The organism is Photobacterium iliopiscarium (assembly GCF_003026395.1).
GTDB lineage: Bacteria > Pseudomonadota > Gammaproteobacteria > Enterobacterales > Vibrionaceae > Photobacterium > Photobacterium iliopiscarium.
Genome location: NZ_PYOO01000001.1, coordinates 350,126 through 372,498, shown reverse-complemented (window position 1 = coordinate 372,498; position 22,373 = coordinate 350,126). Strand labels below are relative to the sequence as shown.

At 38.8% G+C, this 22,373-nt stretch carries 18 protein-coding genes and 2 tRNA genes; 14 read left to right on the top strand and 6 right to left on the bottom strand.

Annotated features, from left to right (window positions below):
- Window positions 1-188: 188 nt before the first annotated feature.
- Window positions 189-809: a LysE family translocator gene (locus C9J51_RS01665; protein ID WP_045036253.1), complete on the bottom strand. Its 621-nt coding sequence runs from the start codon at window positions 807-809 to the stop codon at window positions 189-191.
- Between the two features lie 339 nt (window positions 810-1,148).
- Between C9J51_RS01665 and C9J51_RS01660 the strand changes: the two genes are divergently transcribed.
- Entirely contained in the window at window positions 1,149-1,787 is a 639-nt protein-coding gene (locus C9J51_RS01660; protein WP_045040000.1) for a deoxynucleoside kinase, read from the top strand.
- Window positions 1,788-1,852: 65 nt separating this feature from the next.
- Here the strand turns inward: C9J51_RS01660 and C9J51_RS01655 are convergent, their stop codons facing one another.
- Window positions 1,853-2,887 (bottom strand): ABC transporter substrate-binding protein, encoded by a 1,035-nt coding sequence (locus C9J51_RS01655; protein WP_045040001.1) that lies wholly within the window; start codon window positions 2,885-2,887, stop codon window positions 1,853-1,855.
- 187 nt (window positions 2,888-3,074) lie between these two features.
- Here C9J51_RS01655 and C9J51_RS01650 point away from each other — a divergent pair, with 187 nt between their 5' ends.
- From C9J51_RS01650 to C9J51_RS01625, 5 genes are all read left to right on the top strand, one after another.
- Window positions 3,075-4,355 (top strand): NAD(P)/FAD-dependent oxidoreductase, encoded by a 1,281-nt coding sequence (locus C9J51_RS01650; protein WP_045036256.1) that lies wholly within the window; start codon window positions 3,075-3,077, stop codon window positions 4,353-4,355.
- Window positions 4,356-4,459: 104 nt separating this feature from the next.
- Window positions 4,460-4,807, top strand: coding sequence for a RidA family protein (locus C9J51_RS01645; RefSeq protein ID WP_045040002.1), 348 nt, complete (start codon window positions 4,460-4,462; stop codon window positions 4,805-4,807).
- 164 nt (window positions 4,808-4,971) lie between these two features.
- A tRNA-Ser gene (locus C9J51_RS01640) sits at window positions 4,972-5,062 on the top strand.
- A 40-nt stretch (window positions 5,063-5,102) separates the two neighbouring features.
- Window positions 5,103-5,179 (top strand) — tRNA-Asp (locus tag C9J51_RS01635).
- Window positions 5,180-6,514: 1,335 nt separating this feature from the next.
- Window positions 6,515-7,165 carry a DUF1919 domain-containing protein gene (locus C9J51_RS01625; protein ID WP_052667788.1) on the top strand — a complete coding sequence of 217 codons (651 nt, stop codon included), beginning with the start codon at window positions 6,515-6,517 and terminating at the stop codon, window positions 7,163-7,165.
- A gap of 79 nt (window positions 7,166-7,244) precedes the next feature.
- Here the strand turns inward: C9J51_RS01625 and C9J51_RS01620 are convergent, their stop codons facing one another.
- Window positions 7,245-8,870, bottom strand: a complete 1,626-nt coding sequence (locus C9J51_RS01620) for an AMP-binding protein (RefSeq protein WP_181314822.1) — start codon at window positions 8,868-8,870, stop codon at window positions 7,245-7,247.
- Window positions 8,871-9,168: 298 nt separating this feature from the next.
- On the bottom strand, window positions 9,169-10,422 hold the full coding sequence (locus C9J51_RS01615; RefSeq protein WP_045039404.1) for a leucine-rich repeat-containing protein kinase family protein: 1,254 nt from the start codon (window positions 10,420-10,422) through the stop codon (window positions 9,169-9,171).
- A 231-nt stretch (window positions 10,423-10,653) separates the two neighbouring features.
- On the opposite strand from C9J51_RS01615, the gene C9J51_RS01610 reads away from it, so the two are divergent.
- The 8 genes from C9J51_RS01610 to C9J51_RS01575 all read left to right on the top strand — a co-directional run bounded on the left by C9J51_RS01610 (window position 10,654) and on the right by C9J51_RS01575 (window position 19,248).
- The gene (locus C9J51_RS01610; protein ID WP_045039405.1) at window positions 10,654-11,373 is read left to right on the top strand and encodes a L,D-transpeptidase family protein; all 720 of its coding nucleotides are present in this window, start codon (window positions 10,654-10,656) and stop codon (window positions 11,371-11,373) included.
- Window positions 11,374-11,503: 130 nt separating this feature from the next.
- Window positions 11,504-11,965, top strand: coding sequence for a TetR family transcriptional regulator (locus C9J51_RS01605; protein WP_045036261.1), 462 nt, complete (start codon window positions 11,504-11,506; stop codon window positions 11,963-11,965).
- A 221-nt stretch (window positions 11,966-12,186) separates the two neighbouring features.
- Window positions 12,187-13,602 carry a TolC family protein gene (locus tag C9J51_RS01600; protein WP_045039406.1) on the top strand — a complete coding sequence of 472 codons (1,416 nt, stop codon included), beginning with the start codon at window positions 12,187-12,189 and terminating at the stop codon, window positions 13,600-13,602.
- Window positions 13,602-14,576, top strand: coding sequence for an HlyD family secretion protein (locus C9J51_RS01595; protein WP_045039407.1), 975 nt, complete (start codon window positions 13,602-13,604; stop codon window positions 14,574-14,576). Before C9J51_RS01600 ends, C9J51_RS01595 begins: the two co-directional genes overlap by 1 nt.
- A gap of 4 nt (window positions 14,577-14,580) precedes the next feature.
- Window positions 14,581-15,765, top strand: a complete 1,185-nt coding sequence (locus C9J51_RS01590) for an ABC transporter permease (RefSeq protein ID WP_045036330.1) — start codon at window positions 14,581-14,583, stop codon at window positions 15,763-15,765.
- Complete coding sequence (locus C9J51_RS01585) at window positions 15,752-16,903, top strand: ABC transporter permease (RefSeq protein ID WP_045036264.1); 1,152 nt, start codon at window positions 15,752-15,754, stop codon at window positions 16,901-16,903. Before C9J51_RS01590 ends, C9J51_RS01585 begins: the two co-directional genes overlap by 14 nt.
- Before the next feature lie 165 nt (window positions 16,904-17,068).
- The gene (locus C9J51_RS01580; RefSeq protein ID WP_045036265.1) at window positions 17,069-17,542 is read left to right on the top strand and encodes an outer membrane lipoprotein; all 474 of its coding nucleotides are present in this window, start codon (window positions 17,069-17,071) and stop codon (window positions 17,540-17,542) included.
- A 419-nt stretch (window positions 17,543-17,961) separates the two neighbouring features.
- Window positions 17,962-19,248, top strand: a complete 1,287-nt coding sequence (locus C9J51_RS01575) for an MFS transporter (RefSeq protein ID WP_045039408.1) — start codon at window positions 17,962-17,964, stop codon at window positions 19,246-19,248.
- 99 nt (window positions 19,249-19,347) lie between these two features.
- Here C9J51_RS01575 and C9J51_RS01570 read toward each other — a convergent pair whose 3' ends face one another.
- Entirely contained in the window at window positions 19,348-21,327 is a 1,980-nt protein-coding gene (locus C9J51_RS01570; protein ID WP_045039409.1) for a flavohemoglobin expression-modulating QEGLA motif protein, read from the bottom strand.
- Window positions 21,314-22,339: a glutathione synthase gene (gshB, locus tag C9J51_RS01565; RefSeq protein ID WP_045039410.1), complete on the bottom strand. Its 1,026-nt coding sequence runs from the start codon at window positions 22,337-22,339 to the stop codon at window positions 21,314-21,316. The genes C9J51_RS01570 and gshB overlap by 14 nt, the downstream gene beginning before the upstream one ends.
- Window positions 22,340-22,373 lie beyond the last annotated feature (34 nt).

Genomic DNA, 22,373 nt, shown 5'->3' with positions numbered 1-22,373 from the left:
CATCACGTGTTTGAGTATTAAAGACGGCAGTGAACATACGTTAAAACTCAACGAAAACAGTCACTCTACGACACGTGGGAAGTAGATTCCCTATCTCGTTCGTAACCTCACTGTAGGGAATGACGGGTGGTTGTTCGTCACCTTGTTGTCGAGAATGACACAAGGTTAGTTAATTGCGAATCAAACAACTACTTATTAACGGCTAAATACGCCCCTGCCGCAATCATGATGCTACCTGCTGTTTTATTTAACCGTTGCTGTGCTATAGGCGTTTTAATAACGTTAGCTAAGCGTGATGCACCATAAGCCACTAGCATAATTGCCGTCATTAATGCGATGGAAGATAAGACAGAAATAAGAATAAGATCACTGCCATGTAAGCGGGTTAAATCAATAAATGTCGGTAAAAAAGACACATAAAATAAAATGACTTTAGGGTTAGACGCTGAAATCAAAAAACCATGGCTAAAACTGGTGAGTGGCGTTTGTTGTGATTTTTGTTGATTAGAAATGGGTTGATTGTGGGTAAAAGCGGTGATCATCTTATAACCCAGATAAATTAAATATCCAGCACCCAGATAACGAATAATTAAAAATATGTCTGACCAATTGTCAGCGATGGTCGCTAAGCCAAAGCAAGCTAATTGTAAATAGAGCAGATCACTTGCCACCATGCCTAATGCCATCATGATACATTTTTTAGGACCTTCAACCATCGCTTTGGCAAGAATTGCAAATACACCAGGACCGGGAGTAATTGCAAAGATAAAAATAGAAACAAAGAATGTGACAGCAGCTTCAAACGACATCATGTCATTCCTATCAGTAAATAGATCGGGAATGTTATCACGATGCTAATGTTTTACCTTTGAATTTTTCCATTTAAAATTAATTGTTGTTTTTGTTCTAATTTATTGTTTTTAATGGCTTTAATCTTTAATTGAAATGGTTTAATACGATAATAATAATTGTTTTCAATACAATATAATAATTAAAATGCTGTATTTTGCTTTTTAAATAGTCAAACGATAGATAAAGCATGGTCTTTTGTGACGTTTAGTTTCAGAATGTCGGGTTTATTGCATCAGCAAATGTTAAGAGCATCACTGCGTGGTTCTCTGTCTATAAGTCTTCAGAGGGAAAAGTTCTTGGATAAGCCCCAAATTATATGTGTAGAAGGTAATATCGGTGCTGGTAAATCGACATTACTCCCTCAATTAGCTGCCGCCTTAAATGCAACTGCTATTTTGGAACCAGTAGATTCTGATCCTGAATTTCAACATTTATTAGGTGAGTTTACTAGCGACCCTTTTAACGTCGAGGCCCGCAGTAATTTCCAGTGCTACATCACGGCTCAGCGCGCTGAACTTTTGAATAATTTAGATCCTCAAGGTGTCTATATTATTGAACGTTCTTTACTTAGTGATTTAGTCTTCACTCACGCTTGTATTGCCAATTACAACAGCACCGCTGAAGATATTGCGAAACATATGGCGTGCTACCAGCATTTGATCAGCCAAATTAATCAATATCCAACCATTGATTATTGTATTTATTTAAAAACTGATCCTGAAGTAGCTTATAGCCGTATGCGTCAGCGTGGACGTGCAGAAGAAATGGGATTAGATCTCGGTTATATCAGTGATATCGACGCGTTTCATGATGCAGTGTTACCACAAGCATGTCGTAAGATGGGAACAATGTTAATTCATATTGATTGGAACACACCACGTGCGGTTGCTGATTTATTACCGCAATTAAATGCTGCTGGTTTAGTGATGAACTGATTTTTTGAGTTAGTTATAAAACTAGAGAGGCTACAGTTAATGATTAACTGTAGCCTTTTTTATGATTAGCTTTTTAGCATCTGCCAATATTTTTGGTAAATATTCACAGCGTCACCAACATCATCAGTGAATTCACCATTATTGACTTGCGCGTCAGTTGGGAAAATCATTGGATCATTTTGTAATTCAGTTGGTAAAAATTGCTTTGCTTGCTTGTTAGGTGCTGGGAAACCCAATTCTTCGACAATTTTAGCTTGGTTTTCTGGTCGCATAAAGAAGTCGATAAATTTAAATGCGAGATCTTTGTGCTCACTACCTTTAGGGACGATAAAGTTATCCATCCATAAAATAGCACCTTCGGTTGGATAGACAAACTTAAGCTCTGGCATCTCTTTTTTTGCCATAAAAGCGTTACCGTTCCATTGCATTCCGACCATCGCTTCCCCTGTGACATAAGGGACATGAGGCGCATCAGAATTGTAAACAACAACATTTTGACGTAGCTTTAGTAAGCTTTCGTAAGCTTGCTTAATTTCGACCTCATTGGTGCTGTTGATGCTATGACCTTGAGCGCGCAATGCCATACCGAACACATCTCGAACATCATCAAGTAACATCACTTGTTGTTTGAAATTTGTGTTCCATAGATCTTTCCAGCTTGTTACCTGATCAGATGTGATCACTTCTGCATTGTAGCTGATCCCCGTGACACCCCATACATAAGGTAAAGAGTAATCATTATTAGGATCAAATGGTTGTTTCATTAGACCAGAATAAATGTCATTTAAGTGATGCATTTTGCTTTTATCTATCTTTGCAAGCATGCCTTCACGCGCCATTTTCTCAATAAAATACGTCGATGCAAATGCAACATCATAGCCTTTACTATCAAGTAGCTTAAGCTTGGTGTACATCGATTCATTATTATCAAATGTAGAGTAATTGACGGTGACATCATATTCTTTCTCAAAGGCTTTGATTACATCTGTTGGCATATATTCCGCCCAGTTGTAAACGTTAAGCACATCATTTGCTGCCGAAACATTAAATGCTGAAAGTGCGAATGCTAGTGTGGTCACCCCTTTGAATATTTTCTTCATGTTATTAATTCCTAATTGACCAGGTAAGTCAGATCTGAGCGCGGATATTAGACAGAAGTTTGTTAGTGTCAAAAACAATTAAGCTAAATTATGAGCTAAGTCACAGTAATAAATTGCTTGTGAAGCCATAAGACTCGTGACATTATCCGCGCGATTTTTAACCTGTATTTTTTTGTGGGCAATTGGAATGTCAATCAACAGTCAATATATCGATAGTTACTACCAAGCAACCGTTAATGCGTTACCTGAACAACCGCTACTAGATCAAGCAATTGAAGCTGATGTTTGTATTATTGGTGGTGGTATGACGGGGCTAAATGCCGCGATTGAATTACGTCAAAAAGGATTTTCTGTTGTGGTGCTTGAATCACAACGTTTAGCATGGGGAGGATCTGGGCGTAATGGTGGCCAGTGTTTAGTGGGTTTTTGCCTAGGGTTACGTGAAGTTGATGAAACATACGGACCTGAGTGGGGCAAACAACTGTGGGATCTCTCTTGTGAAGCGGTTGATATTGCTCGTGATCGAATCGAGAAATTTAATATTGATTGTGATTTTCAACAAGGTTATATCGAACTTGCGTTGAAAAAAAGCCAAGAAACAGAACTAAAATCTTGGTATGACTTAAAACAAAGTCGTTATGATTACCCAAGTGCTAGCTGGTGGGATAAAGATAAAGTTCAACAAGTTGCGCATACTGAACGCTATTTAGGTGGTCTGTATGATTCAAACAGTGCTCACATGCACCCGTTGAATTACACCTTAGGTTTAGCAAAAGCAGCATTAGGTTTAGGGGCGACTATTTTTGAAAATACCCCAGCGGTAAAATTGGATAAAGGCAACCCGCATATTATCCATACGCCTAAAGGTCAGGTTAAAGCAAAGCAAGTGCTATTAGCGTGTAATGCGTACCTTGAGGGATTACATCGTAAAGCACAGAGCGTTGTGCTGCCTGTTGTATCTTACATTGGTGTTACTGAGCAATTAGGCGATCGTCAACCTATCAGTAATATGATGGCAATGTCAGATTTAAATAACAGCCTTGATTATTACCGCCCAACACCGGATGGTCGTATTCTGTTTGGTGGTGTTAATCACCCATTTAACGGTGAATACAGCGATTCAAGTGAGCGTCTACGCCAGCGCATGATCACCGTGTTCCCACAACTTGCTGACGTGAAGATGGAATACCATTGGGGCGGATTGTTTGCAGTTACTCGTTCTTATATGCCGCAAATCGATCATCTAGGCAATGATATCTATGTTGCACACGGTTATACCGGTCACGGCGTCGGACTAACGAATATTGCGGGTAAAGTGGTTGCTGAAGCAATGGCGGGAACAGCTGAACGGTTTGATGTGTTTGCTAAAATTAAGCACGGTTGGATCCCTACACCTGAAGTTTTACGTAAACCTGCTTTAGCGATGGCAATCTGGAAAGCACGTTTAGAAGATTCATTAACTAAGTAATTAAAATTTAGTTGCAATAAAATACAAAAAAGTAAAATTATTTGCTACTGTGAGTGGATTAAGTGTGGGTTTCTCACTTATTTAAACCAATCAGAGAGAGCATTATGATCGAGCGTCAAGAAACGAAAGCCCGTATGAGTCGTGTTGTTAAGCACAATGGTACTATTTATCTTTGTGGTCAGGTTTGTGCTGATGCAACTAAAGACATTACCGAGCAGACACAGACGATGCTTGATAAAGTTGAAGCTTTACTTGAACAAGTCGGCAGTGACAAAGAGCATATGTTATCAGCGACTATTTATATTAAAGATATGAGTCTGTTCACTGAGATGAATGCCGTGTGGGATAACTGGGTACCAGAAGGCCATGCGCCTGCTCGTGCTTGTGTTGAAGCAAGTATGGCTCGTGATGTTTTATTAGTTGAAATCTCTGTGATTGCTGCTGAAAAATAAAGTAAACACTTATTTGTAACTCTCAAAGGTCGACAATTTGTCGGCCTTTTTTATACTCAAATAAATCATAAACCAGCATGATAGTGCAAAAAATAAGCTGTTGATCTTTTTCCTTAAATTTTAGCTTTACAGCATCAGCTAACCTCGCTATTATGCGCGGCATTGGAGAGATGGCTGAGCGGTTGAAAGCACTGGTCTTGAAAACCAGCATACGTTTATAGCGTATCTAGGGTTCAAATCCCTATCTCTCCGCCACATTCTAGAAATTTGATGTAATCGAGTTTCATACAGAATTGGAGTGGTAGTTCAGTTGGTTAGAATACCGGCCTGTCACGCCGGGGGTCGCGGGTTCGAGTCCCGTCCACTCCGCCAACACAACGAATCCTCGTCAGAAATGACGGGGATTTTTTGCATCTGGATTATCTAAATTATAATTAATAGAACGTAATATATCCTTTGGCTATGATTACCGAACGGTCATGCTGGGGGGCGCGCTGATTTTCGGAATGGCAAGTCCCGTCCACTTCACAACACAACGAATCCTCGTCAGAAATGACGGGGATTTTTTGCATCTGGATTATCTAAATCATAATTAATAGAACGTAATATCTCCTTTGGCTATGATTACCGAGCGGTCATGATGGGGGGCGCGCTGATTTTCGGAATGGCAAGTCCCGTCCACTCCGCCAACACAACGAATCCTCGTCAGAAATGTGAGGATTTTTTGCATCTGGATTATCTAAATCATAATTAATAGAACGTAATATCTCCTTTGGCTATGATTACCGAGCGGTCATGATGGGGGGCGCGCTGATTTTCGGAATGGCAAGTCCCGTCGACTTCGCAACACAACGAATCCTCGTCAGAAATGTGAGGATTTTTTGCATCTATTCTATGGCTATTTTTTACAGTGAATACCTGCTGATTATTATCCAGCATCTCGAAAGGGAGGCACGAACTATCCGTGATCTATTTATCGAGTGTTTGAGCATTAAGAACAGCAGTGAACATCCGCTAAAACATCAATGAGCATAGTTACTCTACAAAGTGCGGAAGATAGATTCCCTATCGCCGCTCGTAACCTCGCTGTAGGGAATGACGGTGGTTAGCTTGTCATCTCGCTGTAAGTAATGAATGTAGTTGGTGTCAGTTTATTACGCTGGTCGCGCTGATTTTCGGAATGGCAAGTCCCGTCCACTTCACAACGAATTCTTGTCAGAAATGTGAGGATTTTTTGCGTCTATAATAGTTAGAGAGTAAGTAGCAATAAAATCGTGCTTAATATTAAGTTATATTTAATTGAATAGATATAATGATGAATGATACCAACAATGAGATGAAGTATTTTTCTTATTATGATACGTTTCATGCTATATATAATTATTAGTTTAACACTATAATATATTCAATACGCTAGTTAAACATAATGCTAAATCATTGCTAATAGTAGAAGTATTATATACTTTGGCTGAGTTATCATAGTCGTCAGGATGCTTTATATGTTTTTTAAGCAATAATGATAATACTGTTGTATTAATAACAATTATATAAACAATTAATTTTTTTGTTATATATAAAAGAATTGTTTGTTTTTAAATTAAGTATATAAAATTGAACTATATTATTTGTTTGTTTTATGTGGCTATTATTTATATAATAAATAATAGCCACCAACTGTTTTATATTAGAAAGCCCAAGGGATAATCAATGATTCAACGAGTTATAGCATACGTTTATAAAAGAACGTTATTTAGAGTTTATCGTTCTTATGTAAATGAAAAGCATAAGAAAAAACTAACAAATAAGAATTTTAGTATTATTTCTAATAATTGTATTGGTGGTATTACTTGTAGTGATTTAGATCAACCATTTAACTCACCTACAGTTGACTGTTTCTTTTATTCTAGCTGTTACATTAAATTTTGTCAGAATTTAAAATACTATTTTTCACAAGAGCTTGTCGAAGTTCCTGAATCAAAGTATGCAGGTAAATGTGGCTATGTTGTGGCACATTTAGATGATATCGAGATCCATTTTATTCATGATCAAGATTTTGCATTAGCAAAAGAAAAGTGGGATCGTCGTAAGCAGCGTGTCAACTTTGATAACTTATTCTTTACCATGTCTGATCGTGATTTGTGTGATGAGAGTGATATTGATGCTTTTTTGAATATAGATAAAGATCGTGCAGTTTTTTTCTCTGCTAAAAAACGGTCAAATGCGAATAACTTTATTTATTGTTATAATGAGAAAGGCGAAATTACGACACCTCTTTTTGCTATGTATCGTGTTTTTGAAAAATATTTTAATATGGTTGAATGGCTTAATACGGGAAGTATTAAAGCTGGTGAAAAATAAAAGAATATTTATTTAAGTACTAAAATCCTATTTTATTATTGGATTTAGTACTTAATATTTACATTGAATATAATAGTTATTATTGCCATTTTATTAGTTGCCCATCATTCCAGTCATCATCAAGTGTTGCATATTGTTGTTCTAAAATATGACGCTTTATTTTTAAGGTCGGCGTTAAAATACCATTCTCAATACTCCACGGTTCTTTGATCATCAGTACGCCTTTGATTTTTTGATGTGATTCAAGCTCTGTATTTATTGTTTGAATAATAGTTTGGAGTTTTTTATCGTAGCGAGATTGATCGAATTCAGTATAGCGATGAGCGATGGCTAACAAGATAGGCGCGGCCATTCCTGAGCCGATTAAACATACCATTTCAAAATGACCCAGATCCATTAAGCGTTTTTCGATCGGCACTGGTGAAACAAATTTGCCTTTAGCTGTTTTAAAGGTATCTTTTTTACGGCCTTGAATCGTTAAATAGCCGTCATTATCTAAGCTGCCAATGTCACCTGTATATAACCAGCCGTCATTATCAAAACTTTCTTGGGTTGCTTGTGGATTGTTATAATAACCACTAAATAAACCTTTACTGCGTACTAAAATTTCTTTATCTGCTGCAATTTTTAATTCAATACCGGGGCCTGCACTACCGACAGTACCAATTTTATCACTACGATAAGGATGATTGAGGGTGCTATAGGCAAATGATTCGGTCATTCCCCACGCCTCGGTAATATTAAGCCCAATACTTTCATACCAAGATAATAAGCCCGCTGATACAGGAGCGGATCCACAGCCGAGAACTCGTGCGTGATCTAATCCTAATCCTTGGGCTAATTTACGTTTAATTAATGTCGAAACGAATGGGATTTTAAGTAGAATATTTAATTTAGCTTGTGGCAGTTTATCTTGGATCCGTTGTTGGAATAGGGTCCATAAACGGGGTACAGAAACAAAAATAGTCGGACGATGCATTTTTACATCATCAATAAAGGTATCGAGAGATTCAGGAAAGGCAACCTGTAACCCTGACATAATCGAAGATCCAAAGATATAAACGCGTTCAGTAATATGGGCTAATGGTAAATAAGAAAATAACCGTTCATTACTTTTTAAGCCAATATGCTCAATAATTTTTTGTGATGACCAGACAAAAGCGCCATAAGTTAACATTGCCCCTTTAGGCATGCCTGATGTACCTGAAGTATAAACAATCGACATTAAGTCCGTATCATGGTGCGTTCGGCATTCAGTCGTTGGTGAGTATTGCTCAATAAGGTCGTCGAATTGATATTGACATGTTGGTGTGCCAGGGTAAGACAAGGCAATCGTAGGGATTGTAGCATGGCTGGCTATGACATCATTGACGGCTGTTGGGTTATCTAGTTTTCCGATAATGATTAATGCTGCATCACTATGATCAATACAATGAGCAATGGTATCTGCCCCCGCAGTGGGAAAGATGGGTACACTAACATAACCGCCTAACATCATGGCTAAATCACAGATAAACCATTCGGCACAATTTTTAGAAATTAGCGCAATACGCTCACCGGGTTGAATGCCGAGTTTCTGAAATGCGGTAACTAAACGTTGAGCTTTATCCGCAACACTTGCATAAGTGTAATTGACGAATTGACGATTGATAATTTGCTTTAGATAAACATCGTCAGGACGTTCGTTGGCCCATTTAATGATCATATCAGCAGGTGTTTGCAATTGAGTCATAAGCACTCCGATTGATAAATGGACCATAATTACTCGTGTTATTATAATGTTAAATTTAAGCTGTTATGTTCATGATAGTCAAGCGAGATGATATGAGTAAATGCGTATTATAATGGCTTGTAAGAAGATGATTTCACATTAACTACTTGAATTATAATAACTTGTATTTATATTGATGTATGGGGGATTGGGTGTTTAACTTACTCAATTTATGTGTCTTATGTGATATTGATAAATTGAGTAAGAGTATTAAAGAGAATAATAATGATAATTAAGCAGTAATATAATGTTGAGCTTGAGTGTGTAGTTGCTGATATTGCGCTGTTTGTTGATCTTGATTGTGACAAATAGACAATAAATCTTCAATAAAGTAACCGACAGCTCGCCATTCAATAGTGGCAATTTTTTGTTGCTGCTCAATGGTTAAATCATCATAAATAGATGCCGCCCCAAAATCACCCACTAAAATATTAGCATTGTCGTCAACCAATACGTTATGTGCATAAATATCACCATGAGCGACACCTTGTGTTTGCATATGGCTAATTACTGCTGTCATTTGTTTAACAATTGTCGCTATTGCTGCAATTGACAGTGTAAATTCAGCAGGGAATGTGTCACGAGTGCAAGTAACGAATGTTGGCGGTAATCCAAGATTATGATAATGCGCGGGAATTAAAGCCATTATTAAGGCTAAGTAATTGGGTTCACTCACTTGTGCTAATGATGCCACTAAATTGGGGTGTGTACCTGTTTTTAAACACGCATTTAATTCATCTTGCGGATAACCGTCAGAGGTAACTTGCCCTTTAAATACTTTAACCGCAATCTCGTTATCTAGTTGATGTGGGTTAGAGCGCCATTGAGCCAAAGAGATAACCCCAGAAGCCCCTTGTCCTAATACTTTATCTAGCTGGTAATCACTTGAAGCAACATAAGGCAGTGAATTAGTCACTTGTTGATGACGATTGAAATGATTACCAGAAAAAGCAAGCCATGCTAATTTTGGCAAATCCAATAGTTGGTCTGGAAATGCAGTTAATGCATTTGCGGATAATCGAATTAATTGTAAGTTAACTAATCGCTGCATTGAGAGGGGGAGCGCGGTTAAGGCGTTACCCGCAAGTGCTAATTTCTGTAAATGAATACAATCGCCAAGTGCTTCAGGTAGGGCTGTTATTTTATTATCGGTTAAAATCAGCCAGCGTAATTTTCTAGGTAGTGCACTTGCTTCAACAGTAGTGATTTGATTGGATTTAAAGCCGATCATTTCTAAATTAGGACAACAGCCTAAAATCGTTGGTAATGCTGTAAAGCAGTTGTTTGAAATAAAAAGAATACGTAATTTTGTTAGCTGGCTGAAACTATCAGGTAAATGGCTTAATTGGTTGTTAGTCAGATCTAACACTTCTAAGCTGCTTGCGAGGGTGAGAATCTCTTCTGGAAATTGAGTCAGTTGTTCGCTTAACGCTAAATGTGTAGCGCCTTTAAGTTGGCCTGAGCGTAATTGTTCTAACGTATGCAAAATTGTCTCATTTTTAATTAAGTATAATTTATAGATGCTATTGTAAAGATTTTAAAGAGTTAGATCACGACTCGTGTGTAAGTTTACGATTTCATCAATAAGTCAGTATAAATTGGTGGTTGTTTAAACTGTAATTCGAGTAAACTAGCAGGATTAAGCCATAGTTGATGGCGAGTTGTTGGTGAATTACCGCAATGTTGTGTGTGTAGATAAATTATCATTGAGGGTCGTGTGCTAAAGAACGTTATTTGTCCATTAATGCTAGTGTTAACATCAATCAGTTACGCAGATGCAGAATCATTGTATATACCATCATCAACGTATGCATTATATCCGCCGACAGGTAGTCGTACTGTTAATGATGTTATGAATCGTTATTCCCCTTTTGTTGAGCCGCGATTAAAACGGTATTTTGATAATGTTGGGTTAACTTACCCGCCACAAAACATTGCTTTATTTGCGATGAAACAAGAACAAAGTGTTGAATTGTGGGCTGAAGAAAAGGGTAAATGGTCTTATATTAAACGTTATGAGATACAAAAAATGAGTGGGCATACGGGGCCAAAAATGCGCGAAGGTGATAAACAAGTACCGGAAGGTGTTTATCAAGTGTCATTATTGAATCCAAATAGTCGTTACCATTTATCAATGAAGCTTAATTATCCGAATGCGTTTGATCGAAAATATGCGCAATTAGAAGGACGCACCTCACCGGGTAGTAATATTTTTATTCATGGTAAGCAAGCCTCTGTTGGATGTTTAGCGATGGGGGATTATGCGATTGAGGAATTATTCTTATTAGCCGAGCGAACCGGTATTGATAATATAGAAGTCTTGATTAGTCCTCATGATCCAAGAAAAGGTAAATTGCTTGCGGCCAACACGCAACCTTATTGGACTAAAATTTTATATCGTGACATTGAACAACGTGCCAGAAAATTTAATCGTTAATTATATGGGTTAACCCTAGTTAAGCGAAAAACATTTTGTAATACTACAGTGAACCAATATTCTTGACATGGTTATTCTGTGTTAAGGGTATTATCGTTGCATAAAATGATTAGAACAGAGTCAACGCATTATGCCCAAGCGTAGTAAAGAAGACACAGAGATCACCATTCAGACTATTATGGATGCGGTGATTGAGCAAATACTGACCCTAGGTTATGACAAAATGTCGTATACCACCCTAAGTAACCAAACGGGTATTTCAAGAACAGGTATTAGCCACCACTTTCCTAAAAAGCAAGATTTCGCTCATGCACTTGATGGACGAATCTATCATCTCTTTGTTGATAAGTTGGATTTAACTGGCGATTTGCAGGTATTTGCAACAAGTTGGTCTACTGCATTAGACGATGAAAAGTTCCGTGCAATTTTACGATTGTTATTTCATCATATTTCTTCGGCTGAAACATCTCATGAGTTTGCTCATAATGGTATTGAGCGATTGTTTACACTTTGTGAGCAACGTTATGGCAAACAAAGTATTGGCGAATTAGAGTGTTTATTAGGACGTTCATTAATTCGTTTAGCGCGTTAATTCTTACTTGTTTAATAATCGCAATTTTTTGACTAAATATTAATAGCCCACTTTTTGTGGGCTATTTTATTTGTAGCTAAAACTGACATTATTATTTTTGCTGAATAGATAGATAATTAAAATAACGTAATCTTTTCATTATCTGTTAAAATTTATCATTTTAGAGTATGTACTCTATATTTATGATTACGCACTGGCTGAAAGAGGTTAAAAGTTAGTACATGAAAATTAGGCCATTGATGGTGAAGCAATTTACGGCTGCATTATTAGTAATAGTACCAACAGTACATGCAGCCCCGGTTAGTTTTAATGATGCATGGCATACTGTTGTTACGACAAATGATGGATTAGCGGCAGATCGAGCCAGTGTTGAACAAGCACAATATATGCAAGATGCAGCTAAAGATATGTATTTGCCAAAAGTAACTGTAGGCGCTAATTATACGCGTTTAGATCATGATATTAAGTTATCTCCAGCGGATGTTTTTGGCAGTACATCTGCCTCGCATACCGAAATTGGTCAAGTTATTAATAATATTGTTTCTAATTCACAATTAAACGCAGCTTTAACATCAAATATTTCTGATCGTGATGTATTTACGAGCTCTATTCGTGCTATTTGGCCAATATTTACTGGTGGGCGAATTAACGCGGCGCAAGATATTGCTCAAGGAAAAACGGATCAAGCAAAATACATGTTAGCGATGCAACAACAAGCAAAGTTTGAAGACTTATCCCGGTTTTATTTTGGGGTTGTATTAGCGAAAAATGTATTACAAACGCGCACTGAAGTGACCAATGGTTTAAAACGTCATTATCAAGATGCAGTGAAGCTTGAACAGCAAGGTCAAATTGCACGGGTTGAACGTTTACAAGCGCAAGCAGCCTATGATAAAGCCAAAGTTGAACAGCAGAAGTCATTGCGTGATTTAGAAATTGCCCAAGTGGCATTAACTCAGTTATTAAAACAAACTACGCCAGCCATCCCATCAACAGGGTTGTTTATTAATAACTCACTGCCACCTATGTCTGTTTTTGTTGATAAAACGTTAGCGACGTATCCAGGATTACATATCTTAGATGCAAAGCGTAAACAGGCGGGGGGTTTGATAGATGTTGAACAAGGTAAATATTACCCTGAGGTGTATTTATATGGGGATTATAACCTGCATGACAGTGGTAGTTTAGCCGCGAAGATGGCCCCTGATTGGGCGGTTGGTGTGGGCGTGAGTGTGCCATTAATTGATAACTCAGGTCGTTCGGGAAAAGTAAGTGCAGCGCATTCAATGGTGACACAAGTTAACCATTTACAAGCGCAAGCTCGACAAGATTTAACGGTTCTTGTGGAAAAAACGTACCGCGAAGCAAAGCAAGCTTTAGAAGAATATAATGGCCTAGCATCTAGTTTGGCACTGGCTAATGAAAATAGTGTATTGCGTGAAAAAGCCTTTGGGCAAGGATTATCGACGTCACTCGATGTAGTGGATGCTGAGCTATTTGTCGCCAGTATTAAAACGCAACGTTTAGCCGCTGCTTATCAATATGTTGCGAGTTTAACCCGCTTACTTGCCATTAGTAGTGAAGTGAATACATTTAAAAATTATCAGCAATATCAAGGGATCGAGGTTAAATTATAATGAGTAAGTTAAAAGCAATTGCAGTGGCTGTTCCTGTTATCGCAGTAGTTGGATGGCTCGGTTATACCTTCTGGCATGCTTACCAACCTCAACCTGAACGTATGCAAGGTCAAATTGAAGCCCAGCAATACAATATCGCGTCTAAAGTGCCAGGGCGTATTGATAAAGTTTTAGTACGCAAAGGAGATGAAGTACAACCGGGACAATTAATTTTTACTATTTTAAGCCCTGAAATTGACGCTAAATTAGAACAAGCTCAAGCCGGTGAACTGGCCGCTGGTGCGTTAGCGCAAGAAGCAGAAAATGGTGCGCGTATTCAACAAATTGCGGCAGCAAAAGATCAGTGGGGTAAAGCCAAAGCGGCAGCAGCTCTGATGCAAAAAACGTACCTACGCATTAATAACCTTTATCATGATGGCGTATTAGCTGAACAAAAACGTGATGAAGTGTACACCCAATGGCAAGCAGCTCAATTTACGCAAAGTGCAGCTTTCCAGATGTACCAAATGGCCAAAGAAGGGGCGCGTGTTGAGACTAAACGTGCGGCTCAAGAAAAAGTTAAAATGGCGGCGGGTGCGGTTGCAGAAGTTCAAGCTTATGTTGCTGATACTAAAGTAAGTAGTTGGCATAAAGGCGAAGTTTCGCAAGTATTATTACATGATGGAGAATTAGCACCTCAAGGTTTCCCCGTAGTTAATATTATTGATATTAGCGATGCTTGGGCGGTGTTTAATGTGCGTGAAGATAAATTAAAAGATTACCAACAAGGTAAAACCTTTAAGGTTACTATTCCTGCACTAGGAGATAAAAGCTATCAATTGAAAGTGACCCATGTAGCGGTTATGGGTGACTTTGCGACGTGGCGTGCAACCGACACCGCGAAAGGTTTTGATATGCGAACGTTTGAAGTTGAAGCTCGTCCAACTCAACCTATTCAAGGGTTACGAGTTGGTATGAGTGTGATTGTTGAGTAATGATATGGTTGTCTATTCAGCAATAAAATACGAGTGGCGTACTCTTTGGCAAGATAAATGGTTACGGGCGTTGGTGATTTGGCTGCCTGCATTATTGTTTCTGACGATGTGGGCGATTTTTGCGACCGGTATTGCGCGTAATTTACCTGTTGGCGTGGTTGATCTTGACCATAGCCAAATGTCACGTCAATTAACCCGTTATATTGATGCTAGTCCAAGTATGGCGGTGACACGTCAGTTTACCGATGATCACACTGCCAGTGCGGCAATGCGCGCCAATGACATTTATGCGATGGTGGTGATCCCTGATAATTATGAAAAAGACGTTAAGTTGGGCCAAGCGCCACAAATTACTACATTTTATAATGGTCAATTTATCTTAATTGGTAAAGTTATTAGCTCGGCAATGCTGCAAGTTGAAGGTACTTATAATGCGGGAGTAGAAGCGCTTCGGAATATGAGCACCGGTTCGCCAGTACGACAGCAAGCGTTAGGACAAGCAGTACCTATTCGTGCTCAAATAACACCTTTGTTTAATAGTAATAGTCATTATGGTCAATTTTTGGTTTCAGCTATTATCCCCTCTATTTGGCAAATCTTAATAGTAGCGACAACGGTGTTGGCATTAGTGCATGAAGCGCGTGGTCAAGGGTTGTGGCGTTGGTTAGCACATACTCCGTGTCAAAAAGTAATGGGTAAACTGTTAGCATATTCTGGTTTGTTTTTAATTCAAGGTGTGTTGTTTTTGTGGTGGATGTACGTTGCACTTGATTGGCCTATGCATGGTCAATGGGGAATATTAATCGTCGCGCAATTATTAATGGTATTTGCATGTCAAAGCATGGGGTGTTTGATTTATTTTGTGGCCATGGAAGCACCACGGGCAATGAGTTTTGTTGCGGCTTATACCGCACCTGCTTTTGCTTTTATGGGGATCACCTTTCCTGCAACTGATATGCCTATTATTGCGAAAATGTGGCGTGGGTTATTGCCGGTCAGCCATTATATTGAAGTGCAATTACAGCAAGTCGATTATGGCAGCGGTTGGTATCAAGCATCACATCAACTGTTAATCTTGAGTAGCTTTATGAGTGCTTTGGTCTTGGCGATGGGATTAATGTTAGTGCGTCGGCATCAAGCATTAACGAAAATACCAACAGAGAAAGGAGATCACCATGAGTTGGGGTGATTTATTTAAGCATGAATTAAAAGCTATCTTTAGTAACTTCTCGTTGTTATTTACTGTTTTTGGTGGGGTGGTGTTTTATTCATTTTTATACCCATTACCGTATATTAATGAATTACCACGAGAGCAACGTGTTGCGGTAGTTAACCTTGACCATAGCCAAATGAGTCGAGAATTAATTCGCATGGCGGATGCAACGCCACAAGTTCATATTACTGAACATCTTGGTAGTATTCATGCCGCTAACGTTGCGTTAGAAGATCGTCAGGTTGATGGTATTTTGGTGATCCCTGAACATTTTTACCGCGATGTGATGATGGGAACGAGTCCTACCTTAGCTTATGCTGGTAATGCCGCTTTATTTTTAGTGTATGGTACGGTGGTTGAAGGTTTAAACGATGCTGGTAATGGATTAGCCATTAAAGCCAAAATAAACCGTATGATGTTGACCGGAGATGGTGCCGTAGAAGCAACACAGCATGTAACAGCCATGAAGCTTAATATGCGGCCAGTGTTTAATGTCACTATGGGGTATATCAACTATGTTGTACCCGCCGTGTTTGTGTTGATCCTACATCAAACTCTGTTAATTGGGGTTGGTATGATGGGCGCGGCAGAAAATGAAGCGCGTGCCGCAGGTAAAACGGGGTATTGGGCGCAATACCCTATTTGGATGGTAATGACCACGCGTACGGTCTTATTTACTTTAATTTATTTGCCATTGGTAATGTATTATTTCGGGTTTACTTATGTCTATTATGGCGTAAATAGGCTCGCATCAATTGAAAATTTGGTGATGATGACAATCCCATTTTTATTAGCAGTGATTATGCTAGGTATGGTATTAGGTCAGTTATTACCGCGTTGTGAGTTAGTGACGCTGGTGGTATTGCTAAGTTCATTACCCTTGGTATTTAGTGCCGGATTTATTTGGCCGCCGTCAGCGATACCTGCTGTGATTAATAATCTTGCTCAATTAGCACCGTCTACTGCGGCAATTAATGGCTTTCTTGGACTCAATCAGCTTGGAGCAACGTTTTCGCAAGAGATTGATCGCTGGGGCCAGCTGTGGCTACAGTTTATCGGTTTTATGGTGATCAGTTATTGGTTAATACGACGTTCACGGCAGATGATTAAATAATAAAAAAAGAGCATTTAGATGCTCTTTTTTTTTGCATTTAAATGTACGCTGTTTTATATTGGCGGTAATGAAGTAAATAAGATGTGGTAAATGTTAAATTTACGGCCACACTTAATAGGTAGAACGCGATTTTAATAGTAGGAGGTTGTCTTGAGTCATAAATCGATGACGAATAAAAAAGTAATGGTTGCCGTGGCAGTGATATTGTCATTAGGTGTTGTGGGCTGTGCTCAAAATCCTTATGGCGATGCTTATAATGTTGGCGAAGCACGCACTATGCAGACGGTTTCGACTGGGACAATTACTAAATTAGATGCCGTCACAATGAATTCTGATGGTGAAAGTACGATTGGTACCCTTGCTGGCGCAGCTATTGGTGGTATTTTAGGCTCGAAAATTGGTGGTGGTTCTGGTTCTGATATTGCAGCAATTGGTGGTGCACTAGCGGGCGGTGCATTAGGTAATAGTGCCGGTGATGCTGTAAGTAAACGTCAAGGTGTCAATATTGTCATTAAACTGGATAGTGGTCGTACTGTTGCCGTGGTACAGCAGGTCGATCCTAATATGATTTTCCGAGTTGGACAGCAAGTTGATATTTACCAACAAGGTCGTACAACACGTGTCGTGCCAGCTAACTAAATAGCCATGGATAGATAAAGAAGGTAGCGAAGGCTGCCTTTTTTATTTGCTGTTATTTGATAATAGCATTTTATTATTTGTTATTTTAGTATTGTTAATGTTGCAATAATGGGCTCATGTTGTTTGTTTGTGATTGATAATCTTAATTTTTTAACCGTAATATGGCATTTTAAGTAAATTATTATGCTGTTAGCACTCAGATGGTTGTCATGAGATGCTGTTATTTTTATATAATTCGATTTATATTCTATAAAATACCTATTTGTTGGATTTTTATCTGGTCGGGTAAGTGTATCTATCTAAGTTGTGAATGAATATTCCAAAGGTTAAATAATCAACGAATAATTAAATTGTAACTAATTGTGTCAAAGAGTACGCTGTGCGCTTTCTAAATACCCTCTTTGAACGACGCATATTTAATGAATAACCCTAAGCTCGATGCGACTTATAAACGCCTTCGTTGGCAAATAATTATTACGACTTTCTTAACCTATACTGTGATGTATATTTCAAGAAAAGCGTTTGCTGCTGCTGCACCATTATTAATGAAAGATCTAGGCATGACTGTAGTTCAGTTTGGTTTAGCATCATCGATTTATTATATTCTGTATGGCCTTTCAAAATTCAGTTCTGGTCTTCTTGCCGATAGAATTAATCCACGTTTATTTTTAGCTCCAGTGTTAGTTGTGATTGCAATTATTAACGTTGGGATTGGTATGACCAACAGCGTTACTATGCTGTTAGTGTTGTATTGTTCAACGGCGATTGTGCAGGGTTGTGGTTTTCCGCCTATTGCGAAAGCAATCAGTCAATGGTATTCAAAATCTGAGCGTGGTGGTTGGTATTCACTTTGGAATACTTCGCATAATGTCGGTGGTGCATTAGCGCCATTAATTGCCTCTGCTGTGATTGCTTACACAGGTAACTGGCGTTATGCGTTTTATGTTCCAGCCGCTATTACCGCAGTTCAAGCCGTGATTGCCGCTATCTTGATGCGCGGTAAGCCTGAAAATTACGGTTTACCCAATGTTGGTGTATGGCGTAATGATGCAAAACAATTAGAAATAAATGAGCGCTCTGAAGCTGGATTATCAATGTGGGTAATGTTTCAGCGTTACATTTTAACTAACCCAATTATTTGGTTAGCGATTGGTGGTGATTTATGTATCTACGTCATTCGTACCGTTTCAAGTGACTGGGTAAGTGTTTACTTCGTTGATGTACTGCATTGGGATTTAATTAAGTCTAATTCTTTAGTGGCTTGGTTTGAAGTCGGCGGTATTGTTGGTGGCTTAACTTCGGGTATCATCTCCGACAAATTCTTTGGTGCCGACCGCTGGAAAACAATTTTAATTTATAGCTTTGTATTGATCGGCGGTATGGTCGGTGTCGCTTTAACCATCCATATGAGTTACCTACTTGTAGCACTATGCTTCTTTATTATTGGTGCCGGTATTTATGCGCCACAGATGTTATTTGCTTTAGGTATTATTGAAGCGTCACATGCTGATGGTGCAGGTGCTGCAACCGGTCTGAAAGGTGGCGTTACATATATTGGTGCAGCGCTTGCTGGTGCGCCGATTGCAATGATTGAAACAGCTTATTCATGGAATGGCGTGTTTACCTTATTAGCCGCTATTGCAGTGACACTAGTGGTGTTAATTTGCGTTATTATCCGTGTTGATAGCAAACGTCTACCTATGTAATTTGTTAGTTTTATAGGTAATAAAAAAGCGACCATGATGGTCGCTTTTGTTGTATTTTTTATGAGTAAAAATAAACGCTTATTGAGCTATAACCATAAGTTAACGAATAGAATTCAGCATAAAATCCATCACAGGATCAATATCTGCTTTAATATCCAGCGCTTTTGGCATAAAGCTTGGTGCTTTTAGAATACCACGCTCAATGAGCTCATCGAGTAAGGGTTTAAATTCAAACCCTGTTTTACCAATGAATAATGCGGTTAAGTCTTCTGTTTGGTACGCTTGAATTGCATCTTTTAAGCCGCGTAAGTATAGGAAGTCTTTAGTAAAACCACCACCACGATAAGCACGTGCTGTAATGGTAAAGGCTTCATCATCACACACATCATAATCATGACGTAAGCTATTAAAACAATCGTTAAAACTGTCGCCACTCACCATCATTTCAACGGCAACCACACGTAACGCCAATGTTTTTAGGCGGTGAAGTGGAAAGTTGCCTGATAAGTGTTCACATAAAATCGCAAGGCCTTCTTGAGTATGGGTATTACCCGGTAAGCCTAGTTGCAAAATTTTAAGTGGTTGTCTTTCAGCATTAACTGACGTGACAAGGTGAACACCTAATTCATGATGGATTAATGCATCTAAATCATCTTGGGTAAAGCGGCTGTTTGGATTAACTTTAATCACTTTGCCACTTACCATCGCGCGAGCGATTAACTGCTTTGATGACACCACTTTACAAGGGATATCATATTCAGCTGCCGCCACTTTAAAGGCTTCGATTGCTTCTTTAGCGCTGATGTTAGCCGGCTGTTGTTCTTTATATTCACACGCATGCAGAATAAATTTTGCATTGGCGATATCACGTTCATCAGGTTGGCCGTAATAACGCAGTGAGTTATATAAAAACTCATCAGTACCAATGCTGCAAAGTAAATCAATACGAACAGCTAACTGATCGATGACTTTTCGGTACATCTTTTGTACATCAGCATCTCGGATCGTTTCAACGGGTAAGCGGTAAAGCTGCTCACGGAACTTATACGGATCTAAATCCAGTTGACGATAAGTAAACTGTGGTTGATAGCTATATGGTTTACTTAAAAATCGTCGTTTTTCTTGCTTTAAATTAGTTGGGTTTATATAGCTTAAAGTATTGATACCTCGTGCTATTTTATACAACTGACGGTCAAGGTTTAACACTTCTTTAGAAAGGTTTGATGCTAAGACATCACTGCCTGTTAGCCCTTTCGCTTTGGTACGCTTAGTAATAGTGAACGCTGCATGTTCAGTGATCACCGTCTTCATCGACTCTTTTAATTTTTCAATGACAAGTGGGTAGGCTTCGCCCCCTTCTTCGCTCATGAAAATCTTTTTCACCTCAATGGGCATAATTAAGGTGTTTTTGAAGTGTTGTTTAATAAAAGCGGCTTGGTAGCCTAAGCCTTTAAAAATATCATTCTCAAGTGCACTGACATCAATGTTAGGTAGCTCAACATTGTTAAGACCTTCGAGTAAAACATCAATTTCTTTGCGCCAGCGACGACGGTTAACCTGCATTGTACCGACATTAAATGTGGGTGTTGCAGTATCAATACGCTGATAGTTGTATGAATGAATATCGTAAATTAAACACAAACCAAATTGCAGTTCTAATGTCTCTACTAAGCACTGTAAAATGCGATAGTAGCTTTGATGTTTCGCTAGCGTTATTTCACGTTCAGTGTCACTGAGAGGTGATAACCAAACATTTTTTCCCCATGCGTCGTCATAGATGCAGTTTTCAGGTGCACGATTGAGATCATACTCATAACGTGAATCTTTACCTTGCAATACAATCGGCAATGAAGAAATGAAGTCGCCGGTAAAGGGATCTTCTTCGAAATAACGTTCTTCTTCTGTTAACGCACATTGTGATTGCAGTGATTGACGCAATTGATGACCATTATGGATTGCTGTCGCAATGTAAGGTTGATATTCACTAATGCGAATCATCAAGCTACCATCATCAAGATGCGCTTCAAATGGAGTAAGACTACGTATTTTTTCTACAATTTCTAACTCAGTAAGCTGCATCTGCAATTACCTTCCGAAAATCATTTTTGCGAGTGATACCAACTTCTTTAGCCATCACAACGCTTTCTACAAAATCAAGTACATTACGTTGTAATTTCACTCGGTTTAAACGGTTAATACGTGTAATGCCACCAGGACTTAATACGTTAACTTCAACTAATTTACCGTTAATAACGTCTAGACCAACAAAGTACAGACCATCACGGACTAATTTAGGACCAATGTGCTTACAAAGGGCTAATTCTTGCTTCGTTAACACGTGTTTTACTTCGCGACCGCCTGCATGAATATTTGAGCGTACATCGCCTTCTGCGGGGATACGACGCATTGCACCGATAGGCTCACCATTTAGCAGCATGATACGTACATCGCCTTGCTCAGCGCCTTCAATATAGTCTTGAAGAATAACGTAGTTCTGATCGTCACCAATGTAGAAATCTAATAATGATTTCACGCTTGATTTAGCGCTCTTTTCAATCAAGATCACGCCTTTACCACCGTAACCGTTAAGTGGTTTAAGGATCATGCGTTCGTGAGGTGATTCATCAAGAACACGTTCAAGGTAATCACGGTTTTTAGACACGTGAGTAACAGGAATAAATTCTTTGTTTGGATCGGGTAATGAAGCGGTATAAAGTTTGTTATTTGCTACACGTAGGCCATCAATATCGTTAACGATAAAGGTGTGGTCGCGCACTGAATCAAGGAAGTTCAGTGCCATGGTGTCTAACGGTGGGTTAGCACGCATAAAAATAACGTCAAAGCCCGCTAATGGTAGCTCGGCGTTATTAAATTCAGCTTTACGGTAGAAGCTTGGAATATTGTTTGAGACTTCACCTTTTTTTAATACGTTACAGAAAGCAATTGCCATACTGTCGCGCATGGTTAAGTTACTCGGTGTTGTAATGGCCACCGTGTGACCGCGGCTTGCGGCTTCATGAATCAAACGTAAAGTAGAGTCGTTTTCTGCTTCAACGCGTTCCCACGGATACATAACAAAACAAATTTTCATAGCTATACCAAAAAGTGGCCCGTTAAATTATTGC